Source organism: Bacillus sp. CR71, from assembly GCF_003429245.1.
GTDB classification, from domain to species: domain Bacteria; phylum Bacillota; class Bacilli; order Bacillales; family Bacillaceae_G; genus Bacillus_A; species Bacillus_A thuringiensis_S.
On sequence record NZ_CP031748.1, the window covers coordinates 2,224,929 to 2,240,617 of the forward strand.

The following is a 15,689-nucleotide window of genomic DNA, read 5'->3' on the forward strand; positions in this document are numbered from 1 at the left end:
TTTTATTTATTGGAAAAAAATTTGTGATTTTATAAAAAATAAGGTACATCGAAGTATAAAAATTTTTTCTACTTGTAAAGGGAAATTTTAATTTAGCAATTGTATAACATGAGACATAATTTTTATAAAAGAAGATGATAAAACAGTTGTAAGTTGTATTGAAGCTAAACATTATAAAAGCTACTTATGTATTTAATCAGTAGTTTTTTGTATTTCGTCCTTCGTTTTCTGTAACTGATTCCATGTTTTTGACGCTCTATCTTGTAAGTGCTTACATAGGCGGAAACATCTTATACAATGAAGGTGTTAAATCAAAAGAGGTGACCAAAATGAACATAAAAAAAGTAAATTTAGCGAATAGCATTGAAATAGAAAGAGGAGGCGGAAAGGTATGAAAAAATCAACTGTTAATCCATGGTTTGTTGTTCTTGGCACAGTTATAGTACAGATGGGGCTTGGAACGATATATACATGGAGTTTATTCAATCAGCCTTTAGTTAGTAAATATGGTTGGAGTCTTAACGCTGTTGCGATAACTTTCTCAATTACTAGTCTTTCTTTAGCATTTTCAACTTTATTTGCGAGTAAATTGCAAGAAAAATGGGGACTTCGTAAACTTATTATGATAGCTGGATTAGCATTAGGACTAGGATTAATACTTAGTTCACAAGCGTCCTCATTAATATTGCTTTATGTACTAGCAGGAGTTGTTGTAGGTTATGCAGATGGTACAGCATATATCACTTCACTATCAAATTTAATAAAGTGGTTTCCGGAGAGTAAAGGTTTAATTGCTGGTATTTCTGTCTCTGCATATGGTTCAGGTAGCTTAATTTTTAAATATGTTAATGCACAGTTGATTGAATCAGTTGGTGTATCGCAAGCATTTATATACTGGGGTTTAATTGTTACAGCTATGATTGTAATTGGTGCTTGTTTAATCCATCAAGCCGCAGATCAAGGAGCAGTTCATGAAACAAAAACTAAGGAATACACAACGAAAGAAATGTTAGGCACAAAACAAGTATACTTATTATTTATAATGTTATTTACATCATGTATGAGTGGCTTATACTTAATTGGTATGGTAAAAGACATTGGTGTTCAACTTGTGGGACTTAGCGCAGCAACAGCAGCTAATGCGGTGGCTATGGTTGCAATCTTTAATACATTAGGTCGTATTATTTTAGGACCGTTATCGGATAAAATTGGTCGTTTAAAAATCGTTACTGGTACTTTTGTTGTTATGGCGAGTTCAGTTTTAGTTCTAAGTTTTGTAGATTTAAATTATGGTATTTACTTCGTATGTGTAGCAAGTGTAGCGTTTTGCTTTGGTGGAAATATCACTATTTTCCCAGCTATTGTTGGTGATTTCTTCGGTATGAAAAACCATAGTAAGAACTATGGAATTGTGTATCAAGGATTTGGATTTGGGGCGCTTGCAGGTTCCTTTATCGGTGCACTTCTGGGTGGATTCAAACCAACATTCATGGTGATTGGTGTATTATGTGTCGTGTCATTCATTATCGCAATTTTAATTCAAGTACCTAAACATAAAAAAGAACAAGAAGAAGAGTATCGCAGCGTAGCATAAGTATATAAATCTTCTATAACACTATGATTACGAAAAAGCATCCTATTCTATTAATTAGGATGCTTTTTTTATGAGTTATTTTAACAAGGTTAAATTACTTTTTGGATTTTTATAGATGTAAAAGTGAGTGAAGTACTTATTTGGATTATATTGGAATATAATAAATTAATACATCGCATTCGAAATATATATTAAATCTTAAATAACAAAGAAGACATTCATTAGTATTTGCAAGATTTGTTTTCAGAAAAATATTGAGAAAATATATACTTGAGTTTTTCATAAAGCGTTGTTAATGAACGTAGCTCTAGTTTATCTTCTTCAATTTTAAAAAGAGGAGTTTGAATTTTATTTATAATATAAGTACTTTTAATGCGTTTACATATGATTTTATTAAGAAACATTAAAATACTTTATCTGAAAAATAAAAAAAGATTGACAAGTTTATTGAGAAACATTATCATTTCGGTGTAAGATAGTAAATGAAAAACATTATCAATAAAATAGATTTTAAAGTAATGCGCACTTGACCAATTAGTTTAGTAAGTGTATTATTTTTTACAACGCTGATGATAATGAAAATCAATATCATTATTATTAGTGTTACTTAATGAAATTAATGTTTATGTGAAAGGATAGAGAAAATGAACTTAGGGGAATTTGATGGGAAAACAGTTTTAGTAACAGGTGCAGCACAAGGCATAGGCAGTGTCGTTGCCAAAATGTTTTTAGAAAGAGGAGCCACAGTTATTGCGGTTGATCAAAATGAAGAGGGGTTAAATGTACTCTTAAATCAAAATGAATTAAATAAAACACGTATGAAAACGTTTCGTTTAGATGTGAGTGATAGCACTGCTGTTGAAGACATTGTAAATCATATTGCAAATGAAATAGCGCCAATAGATATTTTAGTAAACGTTGCAGGGGTTTTACGTATGGGAGCAATTCATTCGTTAAGTGATGAAGATTGGAATAAAACATTCTCTGTAAATACTACAGGGGTTTTCAATATGTCCCGAGCGGTAAGTAAAAATATGATGTTAAGAAAATCAGGGGCAATTGTTACAGTCGGTTCAAATGCGGCAAATACGCCGAGAATGGAGATGGCTGCGTATGCTGCGTCAAAGGCTGCAACAACGATGTTTATGAAGTGTTTAGGATTAGAGCTTGCAGCATACAATATACGCTGCAACTTAGTTTCTCCAGGTTCTACTGAAACTGAGATGCAAAGATTACTATGGGCTGATGAGAATGGAGCTAAAAATATAATTGCTGGTTCTCAAGATACATATAGACTCGGAATTCCATTACAAAAAATTGCACAACCTTCAGAAGTTGCTGAAGCAGTGTTATTTTTAGCTTCAGATAGAGCAAGTCATATTACAATGCACAATTTATGTGTCGATGGCGGTGCTACGTTAGGAGTTTAATAAAAAATCAGGAGGTTATTATATTATGAGTGAACATACAGCTGTAAAGGAATTGTCAGAAAAACTTTTAGAAGATTATAAGACTGAATCTTCGTTCTTTTTTGCTTCACCAACTCGAACGATATTAGCAGAAGGAGAGTTTACTACAGTAAAGCATCGTGAAATTGAAAGTTTCCCAGAGCTTGTGCAAGCGACATTAAGTAATGCGAAACAAGCTGGAAATCCAAATCCTATTGTTATGGGTGCTTTGCCATTTGATCGTAGAAAAGAAGTCCAACTTATCGTACCAGAATATAGTAGAATTTCTGAGCGTTTACAATTGGATACAACCAATCAGCTTGAAACAAATGAGAACGTAACATTTGAAATGACGCCAGTACCAGAACCTGAAGTTTATATGAATGGTGTGAAGCAAGGAATTAAAAAAATACAGGACGGTGATTTGAAGAAAATCGTTCTATCTAGATCGTTAGATGTTAAATCTTCCGAAAAGATTGATAAGCAAAAACTTCTGCGAGAATTAGCAGAGCATAATAAGCATGGTTATACATTTGCTGTGAATTTACCGAAAGGTGAAAAAGAGAACAGTAAGACGCTAATTGGAGCAAGCCCTGAATTACTTGTTTCACGTAATGGTATGCAAGTTATTTCTAACCCGTTAGCTGGTTCGAGGCCACGTAGTGAGGACCCAGTAGAAGATAAAAGAAGAGCAGAGGAATTACTTTCTTCTCCAAAAGATTTACATGAACATGCGGTAGTAGTTGAAGCGGTTGCCGCTGCACTTCGTCCGTATTGTCATACATTACATGTTCCAGAAAAGCCATCAGTTATTCATAGTGAAGCGATGTGGCATTTGTCTACAGAAGTGAAAGGTGAACTTAAGGATCCAAATACTTCTTCTTTACAATTAGCAATTGCCCTTCATCCTACGCCAGCAGTTTGCGGAACTCCGATGGAAAAGGCAAGAGAGGCTATACAGTATATTGAGCCATTTGACCGCGAATTCTTTACAGGAATGCTAGGATGGAGCGATTTAAATGGAGATGGAGAATGGATTGTTACAATTCGTTGTGCTGAAGTACAAGAAAATACACTTCGTTTATATGCAGGAGCTGGAGTTGTTGCTGAGTCAAAACCAGAAGATGAGTTAGCAGAAACATCAGCTAAGTTCCAAACAATGTTAAAAGCTTTAGGGTTAAGAGATAGTTCACTTAATGAAAAATAGGGGGAAGAAAGAATGCTAGTAGGTTATAGGGAATGGCCAAAAGAATTTGCCGATCGTTATCGAGAAGAAGGGTGTTGGCTTGGTGAAACATTTGGAGGAGTGTTAAGAGAGCGAGCTGAGAAATATGGAGATCAAATCGCGGTTGTAAGCGGTAAGACGCATGTAACGTACAGTGAACTTGATAAAAAGGTAGATCGTTTAGCAGCAGGTTTACTGAATTTAGGAATAAAGAAAGAGGACAGAGTTGTAATCCAGTTACCTAACATTATCGAGTTTTTCGAAATATGTTTTGCACTATTTCGAATTGGAGCGCTTCCTGTCTTTGCACTGCCTTCACATCGAAGTAGTGAAATTAGTTATTTTTGTGAGTTTGGTGAGGCGAGCGCTTACGTTATTTCAGATAAGGCCCTCGGTTTTGATTATCGAAAACTAGCAAGAGAAGTGAAAGAGAAAGTGCCAACTTTACAACATGTAATTGTAGTGGGAGAAGAGGAAGAGTTTGTGAACATAAATGATCTGTATATGGATCCTATCTCATTGCCAGAAGTTCAGCCCAGTGATGTTGCATTTCTCCAATTATCAGGAGGGACAACAGGTCTTTCTAAATTAATTCCTAGAACACATGATGACTATATTTATAGTTTACGTGTTAGCGCTGAAATTTGTAATTTGAATGCAGAAAGCGTCTATATGACAGTTCTTCCAGTAGCACACAATTATCCAATGAGTTCTCCAGGAACATTTGGAACTTTCTATGCGGGTGGAAAAGTGGTATTGGCAACTGGTGGTAGCCCAGATGAGGCATTTGCTCTTATCGAAGAAGAAAAAGTTACAATTACAGCGCTCGTTCCGCCATTAGCAATGATTTGGCTTGATGCTGCATCTTCTCGTAATGCCGATTTATCGAGCCTAGAGGTTATTCAAGTAGGTGGTGCTAAGTTTAGTGCTGAGGTTGCAAAACGTATACGCCCTACATTTGGATGTACGTTACAGCAAGTATTCGGTATGGCGGAAGGATTAGTGAACTATACAAGATTAGACGATCCGGAAGAAATTATTATTCATACACAAGGTAGACCAATGTCTGCACACGATGAAGTACGAGTTGTTGATGAAAATGACAACGATGTAAAACCTGGCGAAGTAGGTAGTTTATTAACACGAGGTCCATATACAATTCGTGGTTACTATAAAGCCGAAGAGCATAATGCACGATCATTTACAAAGGATGGATTTTATCGCACAGGAGATCTTGTAAAAGTAAATGAACAAGGATACATCATTGTAGAAGGAAGAGATAAAGATCAAATTAACCGTGGTGGTGAGAAAGTTGCTGCGGAAGAAGTTGAAAATCATCTATTAGCACACGATGCGGTTCATGACGTAGCAATTGTATCTATGCCTGACGATTATTTAGGTGAACGCACCTGTGCTTTTGTTATAGCTCGCGGACAAGTTCCAACTGTAAGTGAATTAAAAATGTTTTTAAGAGAACGTGGTATAGCGGCTTATAAAATTCCAGATCGAATTGAATTTATTGAATCATTCCCGCAAACAGGAGTCGGAAAAGTCAGCAAAAAAGAACTACGTAAAGTCATTGCTGAAAAACTTATTACAGTAAAACAATAATAAAAACCGGAAGGAAGTGATTAGATGGCTATCCCATCTATTTCAGTATATAAAATGCCAATTGAATCAGAACTACCAAAAAATAAAGTGAATTGGACACCAGATCCGAAACGTGCAGTACTTTTAATTCATGACATGCAAGAATATTTTCTTGATGCATATAGCGATAAAGAATCACCAAAAGTAGAACTTATTTCAAATATTAAAATGATAAGAGAAAAATGTAAGGAACTTGGTATACCAGTTGTTTATACAGCACAACCTGGTGGGCAAACGTTAGAACAACGAGGTTTATTACAAGACTTTTGGGGTGACGGTATTCCTGCTGGACCGGATAAAAAGAAAATTGTTGATGAACTTACTCCTGATGAAGATGATATATTCCTAACAAAATGGAGATATAGTGCATTTAAAAAGACAAATCTATTAGAAATTTTAAATGAACAAGGAAGAGATCAACTTATTATTTGCGGTATTTATGCGCATATTGGCTGTCTTTTAACAGCTTGTGAAGCATTTATGGATGGTATAGAGCCCTTCTTTGTAGCAGATGCAGTTGCTGATTTTTCACTAGAGCATCATAAACAAGCATTGGAGTATGCATCTAATAGATGTGCAGTAACGACATCAACAAACCTACTGTTAAACGATTTGCAAAGTGTAAAAGGTGATGAGAGTGAAGGAATCACTATACAGGAAGTGCATGAACTAGTTGCACAACTACTTCGTGAGCCAATAGAAAGTATTGATTTTGATGAGGACTTATTAAATAGAGGACTTGATTCGGTCAGAATTATGAGTTTAGTAGAGAAGTGGCGTCGTGAAGGGAAAGAAATCACTTTTGCAGATTTAGCAGAACATCCAACTGTTGCAGGTTGGTACAGTTTACTATCTTCACAAACAGCACAGGTGCTGTAACAAATAGACTACATAATAAAGGGGTAGTAAAGAATGCCTAACAGTCAAAAGATTCGTCATTCGTTATCATCTGCGCAGTCTGGTATGTGGTTTGCGCAACAATTAGATCCGCTTAACCCAATTTATAATACTGGGGAATATGTAGAAATAAACGGAAATATTCATCAAGAAATTTTCGAATTAGCTGTACGTAAAGTTGTAATAGAAGCAGAAGCACTTCATGTTCGCTTCGAAGAGGATGAAATTGGCCCATGGCAAGTTATTGAAGAATCACAGTTTTATATGCATTTTATTGACGTTCGTAAAGAAGAAAACCCTGAAGAAGCTGCTAAAGTATGGATGAAAAATGATTTATCTATGCCCGTCGATTTGAAAAAAGATATTTTATTTACGGAAGCACTTATTCAAGTTGAAAATAATCGTTTCTTTTGGTATCAGCGCATCCATCACATTGTGATGGATGGCTATGGATTTTCACTTCTTAGCCAAAAGGTAGCGAATGAGTATACATCACTTATAGAAGAAACAAACAAGAATGAAAAGCCATTTGGTTCTCTTACAAAAGTTGTACAAGAAGATATTGAGTATCGTGAGTCTAAACAATTTCAGGAAGATCGTACTTTTTGGTTAGAAAAGTTTGCTGATGAACCAGAAGTTGTAAGCTTGGCAGAACGAGCACCGAGAACATCAAATGGATTTTCACGAGAAACAGCTTATTTATCTAGTTCTAGCACGAAAACTTTACTAGAAGATATCAATATTTCGTTAACAAGTTGGCCGGAATTCATTGTCGCTGTAACAAGTATTTATATGCATAAATTAACAGGTGAAAATGATATTGTTTTAGGTTTACCGATGATGGGGCGTCTAGGTTCTGTATCTATTCATACACCAAGTATGGTAATGAATTTAGTACCACTGCGTCTCACTGTAACTCCAAATATAACTCTTGCGGAATTATTGCAGCAAGTTTCTAAAGAAATCCGAGATGTACGTCGTCATCATAAATACCGTCACGAGGAATTAAGAAGAGACTTAAAGTTACTAGGTGAAAATCAAAGGTTGTTTGGACCGTTAGTGAATGTTATGCCTTTTGATTACGGGCTTAATTTTGCTGGAAATCGTGGTATTACGCATAACTTATCAGCAGGACCTGTAGATGATTTATCGATAAATGTATATAAACGTTTTGATCAAAATGAGCTAATGATTCATTTTGATGCGAATCCCGAAGTATATAATGGCGCGGAGCTAGCATTGCATAAAGAAAGATTTATGAATCTATTTGAATTAGTAATAAAGAATTATGAGAAAAACGAGTCGATTGGAAAAATAAATATTACTCTGCCTGAAGAAAATCATAAGGTTTTATTGGAATGGAATGAAACGAAGGAAGATGATGAGTTAATCAGTCTACCTATATCATTTGAAAAACAAGTGCAAAAAAATCCAAATAAACTAGCGATTACTTGTGACGGTATAAACCTTACGTATAAAGAGCTAAATGAACGAGCGAATGAACTAGCACATTATTTAGTAGAAGAAGGAATACGACCAAATCAGTTTGTAGCTTTAGTATTCCCTAGATCAATAGAAATGGTAGTTAGTATGCTAGCAGTCTTAAAGGCTGGTGCAGCATATTTACCAATAGATCCAGAATACCCAGCAGAAAGAGTTAATTATATAGTAGATGATGCAAAACCAGTTTGTATCATAACACATTCATCTGTTTCATCTAAGTTAGTTATAGAAAATGGTATGAAAAAAATTGTATTAGATGGCGAAGAAACGAAACTAGCGTTACATACATATTCTCGTATGAATATAGCATGTAAGAATGATGTATTACTTTTAAACCCAGCCTATACAATATATACTTCAGGCTCAACAGGAAACCCAAAAGGTGTAATTGTTCCTATGAGAGGTTTAAGTAACTTTTTAATGGCTATGCAACAAAAATTTTCGTTAAATGAAAATGATCATTTATTAGCAGTTACAACTTTTGCGTTTGATATTTCTGCTCTAGAAATTTATTTACCTCTTATTAGTGGTGCAAGTTTAACAATTGCGCAAAAAGAAGACATACAAGAGCCTTCTGCATTAACGACACTTTTACAAGAAGAAAGAGTGACCGTTATGCAGGCTACACCGACGCTTTGGCAGGCGTTAGTAACTGATTATCCAGAGAAGCTACAAGGGCTAAACATACTTGTTGGTGGTGAAGCTCTTCCAGCGCATTTAGCAAATAAATTAAAAGAATTAGGTTGCTCAATAACTAATTTATATGGACCAACTGAAACGACGATTTGGTCTACTTTCATGAACATTGATGAAAGTGAAAAGGGTATACCTCCTATTGGAAAGCCAATTTCCAATACAGAAGTGTATGTATTGGATGCAGGGTTACAACCAGTTCCACCTGGAGTTATTGGTGAATTATATATTGCAGGGGAAGGACTTGCAAGCGGATATTTAGGAAAACCTGAGTTAACAGCTGAACGGTTTGTTGCAAATCCTTATGGAGAATCAGGGAAGCGCATGTACCGTACAGGAGATCTTGTGAAATGGCGTAGTGATGGTGCGTTAGAGTACATTAGTCGCGCAGATCATCAAATTAAAATTCGTGGATTCCGAATTGAATTAGCTGAAATTGAAACGGTATTACAACGACATGAAAATATTCAACAAGCGGTAGTAATGGTACGAGAAGATCGTCCAAATGATAAACGCATCATTGCATATATCATTGCAGAAGAAAAGGAACCGATTAATCTTTCAGAAATTCGTTCTTATGTTTCAGAAAGTTTAGCGAATTATATGATACCATCGGCATTTGTTGTGCTAGAAGAATTACCATTAACGCCAAATGGTAAGGTTGACAGAAAGAAATTACCTGCGCCTAATTTTAATGGAATGAACAATGAGAGGGTTGCTAGAAATCCGAAAGAAGAAATATTATGTGATTTATTTGCAGAAGTACTTGGTGTTTCTCGAATTAGTATTGATGATAATTTCTTTGAAATGGGTGGACATTCCCTTCTTGCATCTCGTTTAATGGCAAGAATTCGTGAAACGTTAAGTGTGGAATTAGGTATCGGGAAACTATTTGAATCACCAACTGTTGCCGAACTGGCGAAACAATTAAACCATGCAAAAAGTGCAAGACCAGCTATTCAGAAAGCAAGTAGGCCAAATGAAGTTCCACTTTCATTTGCACAGCGCAGGTTATGGTTCTTAAATTGTTTAGAAGGTCCAAGTCCTACTTATAATATTCCGCTAGTCATTCGTATGAATGGAATATTGAATGAGGAAGCATTACAAGGTGCTTTTTATGATGTAGTTGAGAAACATGAAACACTTAGAACAATTTTCCCTAACGTATTAGGTAGTTCCTATCAGAAAATTTTAGATATGGAAAACTTAAATCTAGAAATGATTATAACAAAAACATGTAAAGATGAATTAGAAAGTGTACTTTCAGAGGCGGTAAGATATAGTTTTAACCTCGATATTGAGCCGGCAGTTCGTTTGCAACTTTTTACAGTGAGTGAAAACGAACATGTATTATTAATTTTATTACATCATATTGTAGGTGATGGCTGGTCATTACAGCCGTTAACGAGAGATTTTACAGCGGCGTATAAAGCACGATGTCAAGGTGACAGAGTTCAGCTGGAGACACTTCCAGTTCAATACGCAGATTATGCACTTTGGCAACAACAATTGCTAGGTGATGAAACGACACCAGAGAGTCTTATTTCAACACAATTAGATTTTTGGAAAGAAGAACTTAAAGGTTTACCAGATCAAATGGAGTTACCTACAGATTTCCAGCGTCCAATTGAGACGAGTTACCGCGGGGAAACAATTCATTTTCATATAGATGAAGGTATGCATAGTAGGTTAGTAGAGCTTGCACGTAAAAATGGAGTTAGTTTGTTTATGGTGTTACAAGCAGGGCTTAGTGCACTATTTACAAGATTAGGTGCAGGCACTGATATACCAATTGGAAGTCCCATTGCTGGAAGAAATGATGATGTACTTTCAGATATTGTTGGTTTATTTGTAAATACATTAGTGTTACGTACAAATACTTCAGGAGATCCAAGTTTTAAAGAATTATTAAATAGAGTGAAGCAGGTAAATCTTGCAGCTTATGAAAATCAAGATGTTCCATTTGAAAGGCTTGTTGAAGTGTTAAATCCAGTACGTACTCGAAACAGCCACCCGTTGTTTCAGGTTATGTTAGCTTTTCAAAATACACCAGAAGCAACGTTTCATGTACCAGGTTTAGAAGCGAGCCTTGAAATTCAAAGCGTCGGTTCTGCAAAATTTGATTTAACATTTGAAATTAGTGAGAGTAACGGGGATGATGGTACTCCGAACGGTTTACATGGATTACTAGAGTTTAGTACCGATTTATATAAACGTGAAACGGTTCAAAAACTAATAGAACGATTCATTTTGTTATTAGATGATGCGGCGACAAATCCGGATCAATCCATTGGCAGATTAGAAATATTAACTTTAGCAGAGAAAAATACAGTATTAGAAAAGTGGAATGGTGGTTTTCAAATTGCACCAGAAATGACATTGCCACAATTATTTGAAAAACAGTCTCATATAAATCCAAATTCTATTGCTGTTGTCTTTGAAGATAAGAAATTAACTTATGAAGAGTTAAATAGAAAAGCAAATAAAATAGCTCGATTCCTAATAGCAAAAGGGATTGGTCCTGATCAACTCGTTGCTTTAGCGATGCCAAGATCATTAAACATGGTGGTAAGCTTATTAGCTGTTCTTAAAGCGGGTGCTGGATACCTTCCGTTAGATCCAGATTACCCAGCAGATCGTATTTCATTTATGCTACACGATGCGAAACCATCATGTGTTTTAACGAATTCAGAAGTGGAAATTGAATGTGACGAGGCACTAAAAGTTTTAGTTGATGATGTGAAAGTAATAGCAGAAGTTGAGAAATATAGTGAAGACAATATTGATGAAGTGGAACGAATTAAGCCATTATCTCCATCACATATTGCTTACGTTATTTATACATCAGGCTCAACGGGTAGACCGAAAGGCGTTATGATACCTCATCAAAATGTAGTAAGACTTTTAGGGGCAACTGATCATTGGTTCCAGTTTGACGGAAACGATGTTTGGACGATGTTCCATTCATACGCTTTTGATTTCTCGGTTTGGGAAATTTGGGGACCTTTATTATACGGAGGGCGTTTAGTTGTAGTGCCACATACTGTAAGTCGCTCGCCGAAAGAATTTTTACAGCTTCTTGTTAAAGAAAAGGTTACGGTTTTAAATCAAACTCCATCAGCGTTCTATCAATTAATGCAAGCAGATCGTGAAAATGAAGAGATTGGCCAAAAATTATCTTTACGATATGTTGTTTTTGGAGGAGAAGCACTTGAGCTAAGTCGCTTAGAAGATTGGTATAGTCGACATCCTCATAATGCACCAAAGCTTATTAATATGTACGGTATTACGGAGACGACAGTGCATGTTAGTTATATTGAATTAGATGAAACTATCGTCTCTTTACGAGCAAATAGTTTAATTGGGTGCAGTATACCTGACCTTAAAGTGTATGTGTTAGACAACTATTTACAACCAGTGCCACCTGGAGTAGTTGGAGAAATGTATGTTGCAGGTGCAGGGCTTGCGCGTGGATATTTAGGAAGAGCAGGATTAACGGCAGAACGCTTTATCGCAGATCCATTTGGCAAGCCAGGTACAAGAATGTATCGTACAGGAGACTTAGCTCGCTGGCGTAAAGATGGGACGCTAGATTATATAGGACGTGCAGATCATCAAATAAAAATTCGTGGATTCCGAATTGAATTAGGAGAAATAGAAGCAGTCATAATGAAGCACCCTAAAGTTGAGCAAGTAGCCGTTATTGTACGGGAAGATCAACCAGGGGATAAACGGTTAGTTTCTTATATCGTCGCATCAAATGATGAAGAGATTGATACGAATGAAATGCGTCAGTTTGCTAGTGGTAGTTTACCAGATTATATGGTTCCATACGCTTTTGTAGTAGTAAATGAGTTACCTTTAACTCCAAACGGTAAATTAGATAGAAAGGCATTGCCAGCTCCAGAATTTATCGCATCATCTTCTAGTCGTGGTCCAAGAACACCGCAAGAAGAAATGTTATGTGACTTGTTTACAGAAGTGCTAAGTGTACCTCAAATTGGAATTGATGACGGATTTTTTGATCTTGGTGGGCATTCACTCCTTGCAGTACAGCTTATGAGCCGCATTAAAGAGGCGCTTGGAGTGGAACTAAACATTGGCACTTTATTTGCAGCACCGACTGTTGCAGGGTTAGCTGAAAGACTTGAGATGGGGAATGGTCAAAGTGCACTTGATGTGTTGCTTCCATTACGAGCAAGCGGGGATCAATTACCACTATTTTGTGTACATCCAGCAGGTGGATTAAGTTGGTGCTATGCAGGACTTATGAAATCTTTAGGAACAGATTATCCAATCTATGGTGTACAAGCACGTGGTATTGCTAAAAATGAAGAACTTCCAAAAACTTTAGAGGAGATGGCGGCGGATTACTTGAAACACGTTCGTGAAGTACAGCCTCATGGACCATATCGTTTACTAGGCTGGTCGCTTGGAGGAAATGTTGTGCATGCAATGGCGGCGCAACTACAAAATGGAGGGGAAGAAGTAGAATTACTCGTTATGCTTGATTCTTATCCTGGACACTTCTTACCGAATACGGAAGCGCCTACTGAAGAGGAAGCGTTAATAGCATTACTTGCTTTAGGCGGATATGATCCAGATAACATGGATGGTAAACCACTTACAATGGAAAGTGCAGTTGAAATCCTTCGTAAAGATGGAAGTGCATTAGCAAGTCTTGAAGAAGAGACTATATTGAATTTGAAAGAAACATATGTAAATTCAGTAGGGTTGTTAGGGAAGTATGTACCGAAAGTTTATAACGGAGATATCTTATTCTTTAGATCTACTGTTATACCAGATTGGTTTGATCCTATTTCTCCAAATACGTGGCTAAATTATTTAGACGGGCAAATTGTGCAGCACGATATTGATTGTAGACATAAAGATCTATGTCAGCCAGGTCCACTCACGGAAATTGGACAAGTATTAGCGAAATATTTGCAGAATAAGAAAGGGGTAAGTAGAGTATGACGAATCCATTTGAAAATGATAATTACACATATAAAGTATTAATAAATGAGGAGGGCCAGTATTCTCTCTGGCCTGCTTTTCTCGATGTACCTATTGGCTGGAATGTCGTATATGAAGAAGCTAGTAGGCAGAGCTGCTTAGAATATGTTGAATATAACTGGAAAGATTTGAATCCGAAAAGTAATCAAGTTCGCGAAAAAACATTAGCAGGAAAACGATAATGAAAGCAAAACTAAATCCAAAAGTAGTTGTAAGTATCGTGTATATAACTGCGATGTTTATGGCTGCGATGGACGCAACGATTGTAAATGTAGCACTGCAAACGATAAGTAGAGAACTACAAGTACCTGCATCTGCAATGGGGACGGTTAATGTTGGGTATTTAGTTAGTTTAGCTGTTTTCCTTCCGATTTCTGGTTGGTTAGGAGATCGTTTTGGGACGAAAAGAGTATTTTTAATTGCTCTTTTCGTATTTACAATCGCTTCTGCTTTATGCGGAATGGCTAACGATATTACTTCATTGAATATTTTTCGTATCATTCAAGGTGCTGGTGGAGGGCTTTTAACACCGGTCGGAATGGCGATGTTATTTCGAACATTTTCACCAAAGGAAAGACCGAAGATTTCCCGGTTCATTGTACTTCCAATTGCTGTAGCGCCAGCAGTTGGGCCTATCATCGGTGGTTTCTTTGTAGATCAAATGTCTTGGCGTTGGGCATTTTATATTAATGTACCGTTTGGAATCGTTGCATTGCTATTTGGACTTCTATTTTTAGCAGAGCATGTTGAAAAATCAGCTGGTCGCTTTGATTCTCTTGGCTTTATTTTATCAGCACCAGGATTTGCGATGCTCATATATGCACTCAGCCAGGGACCATCAAAAGGGTGGATTTCTCCAGAAATTATGAGTACCGGGGTAGCTGGGCTTGTATTCATTGCGTTGTTTATAATCGTAGAACTGAAAGTAAAGCAACCGATGTTAGATTTACGCTTATTAAAAGAACCAGTATTTAGAAAGATGAGCATTATATCATTATTTTCATCAGCTGGTTTATTAGGAATGTTATTTGTTTTTCCACTTATGTATCAAAATGTGATAGGAGTTTCCGCGCTAGAATCAGGACTTACGACATTTCCAGAGGCGATTGGATTAATGATTTCTTCACAAATTGTGCCATGGTCATATAAGAAATTAGGAGCTCGAAAGGTAATTTCTATTGGATTAATATGTACGGCGGTTATATTTGTTTTATTGAGTTTTGTAAATCACGATACGAATCCGTGGCAAATCCGGGCATTATTGTTTGGCATTGGTATTTTCTTAGGTCAATCTGTCGGTGCGGTTCAATTTTCTGCCTTTAACAATATCACGCCGCCTTCTATGGGGAGAGCGACTACTATATTCAATGTGCAAAATCGATTAGGTTCAGCAATAGGAGTAGCTGTTTTAGCTAGTATACTAGCTGGTTTTGGAAGTAATAACGTTCAATCCGATTTTTTACCATATCAAGCAGCATTAATTGGATCAGCAATATTTTTGCTTATAGCACTACTATTTTCTTTACGTATTTCCGATAAAGAGGTAATGTCAAAGAAGAAAGAAAAAACATTATCAGTATCAGAAAAAGAGAAAGTACTTGTCAATGAGTAACAATATACGTATGCTTTTTTATGAAAATTGATATTCGTTGAATAAAGGAGA

Annotated in this window: 8 protein-coding genes; all 8 read left to right on the forward strand. The window is 36.3% G+C overall.

Annotated elements, in window-relative coordinates; all coding sequences use genetic code 11:
* Positions 1–391: 391 nt before the first annotated feature.
* Entirely contained in the window at positions 392–1,594 is a 1,203-nt protein-coding gene (locus DOS87_RS11410; protein ID WP_098578028.1) for an L-lactate MFS transporter, read from the forward strand.
* A gap of 644 nt (positions 1,595–2,238) precedes the next feature.
* The gene (gene dhbA, locus DOS87_RS11415; protein ID WP_081143254.1) at positions 2,239–3,024 is read left to right on the forward strand and encodes a 2,3-dihydro-2,3-dihydroxybenzoate dehydrogenase; all 786 of its coding nucleotides are present in this window, start codon (positions 2,239–2,241) and stop codon (positions 3,022–3,024) included.
* A 25-nt stretch (positions 3,025–3,049) separates the two neighbouring features.
* Complete coding sequence (gene dhbC / locus DOS87_RS11420) at positions 3,050–4,249, forward strand: isochorismate synthase DhbC (RefSeq protein WP_079245496.1); 1,200 nt, start codon at positions 3,050–3,052, stop codon at positions 4,247–4,249.
* 12 nt (positions 4,250–4,261) lie between these two features.
* Complete coding sequence (locus tag DOS87_RS11425) at positions 4,262–5,878, forward strand: (2,3-dihydroxybenzoyl)adenylate synthase (protein WP_000960110.1); 1,617 nt, start codon at positions 4,262–4,264, stop codon at positions 5,876–5,878.
* A 24-nt stretch (positions 5,879–5,902) separates the two neighbouring features.
* Positions 5,903–6,796 (forward strand): isochorismatase family protein, encoded by an 894-nt coding sequence (locus DOS87_RS11430; RefSeq protein WP_001007261.1) that lies wholly within the window; start codon positions 5,903–5,905, stop codon positions 6,794–6,796.
* A gap of 33 nt (positions 6,797–6,829) precedes the next feature.
* Positions 6,830–13,987: an amino acid adenylation domain-containing protein gene (locus tag DOS87_RS11435; RefSeq protein WP_001133919.1), complete on the forward strand. Its 7,158-nt coding sequence runs from the start codon at positions 6,830–6,832 to the stop codon at positions 13,985–13,987.
* The gene (locus DOS87_RS11440) at positions 13,984–14,208 is read left to right on the forward strand and encodes an MbtH family protein (protein ID WP_000184057.1); all 225 of its coding nucleotides are present in this window, start codon (positions 13,984–13,986) and stop codon (positions 14,206–14,208) included. Before DOS87_RS11435 ends, DOS87_RS11440 begins: the two co-directional genes overlap by 4 nt.
* Positions 14,208–15,638, forward strand: a complete 1,431-nt coding sequence (locus DOS87_RS11445) for an MDR family MFS transporter (protein WP_000644938.1) — start codon at positions 14,208–14,210, stop codon at positions 15,636–15,638. The genes DOS87_RS11440 and DOS87_RS11445 overlap by 1 nt, the downstream gene beginning before the upstream one ends.
* The last annotated feature ends 51 nt before the right edge of the window (positions 15,639–15,689 follow it).

Bases quoted from the DNA above. Each gene is read 5' to 3' on its own strand.
- DOS87_RS11430 (WP_001007261.1), top strand. From the start codon at position 5,903: ATGGCTATCCCATCTATTTCAGTATATAAAATGCCAATTGAATCAGAA.
- DOS87_RS11445 (WP_000644938.1), top strand. From the start codon at position 14,208: ATGAAAGCAAAACTAAATCCAAAAGTAGTTGTAAGTATCGTGTATATA.
- dhbC (WP_079245496.1), top strand. From the start codon at position 3,050: ATGAGTGAACATACAGCTGTAAAGGAATTGTCAGAAAAACTTTTAGAA.
- DOS87_RS11425 (WP_000960110.1), top strand. From the start codon at position 4,262: ATGCTAGTAGGTTATAGGGAATGGCCAAAAGAATTTGCCGATCGTTAT.
- DOS87_RS11410 (WP_098578028.1), top strand. From the start codon at position 392: ATGAAAAAATCAACTGTTAATCCATGGTTTGTTGTTCTTGGCACAGTT.
- dhbA (WP_081143254.1), top strand. From the start codon at position 2,239: ATGAACTTAGGGGAATTTGATGGGAAAACAGTTTTAGTAACAGGTGCA.
- DOS87_RS11440 (WP_000184057.1), top strand. From the start codon at position 13,984: ATGACGAATCCATTTGAAAATGATAATTACACATATAAAGTATTAATA.
- DOS87_RS11435 (WP_001133919.1), top strand. From the start codon at position 6,830: ATGCCTAACAGTCAAAAGATTCGTCATTCGTTATCATCTGCGCAGTCT.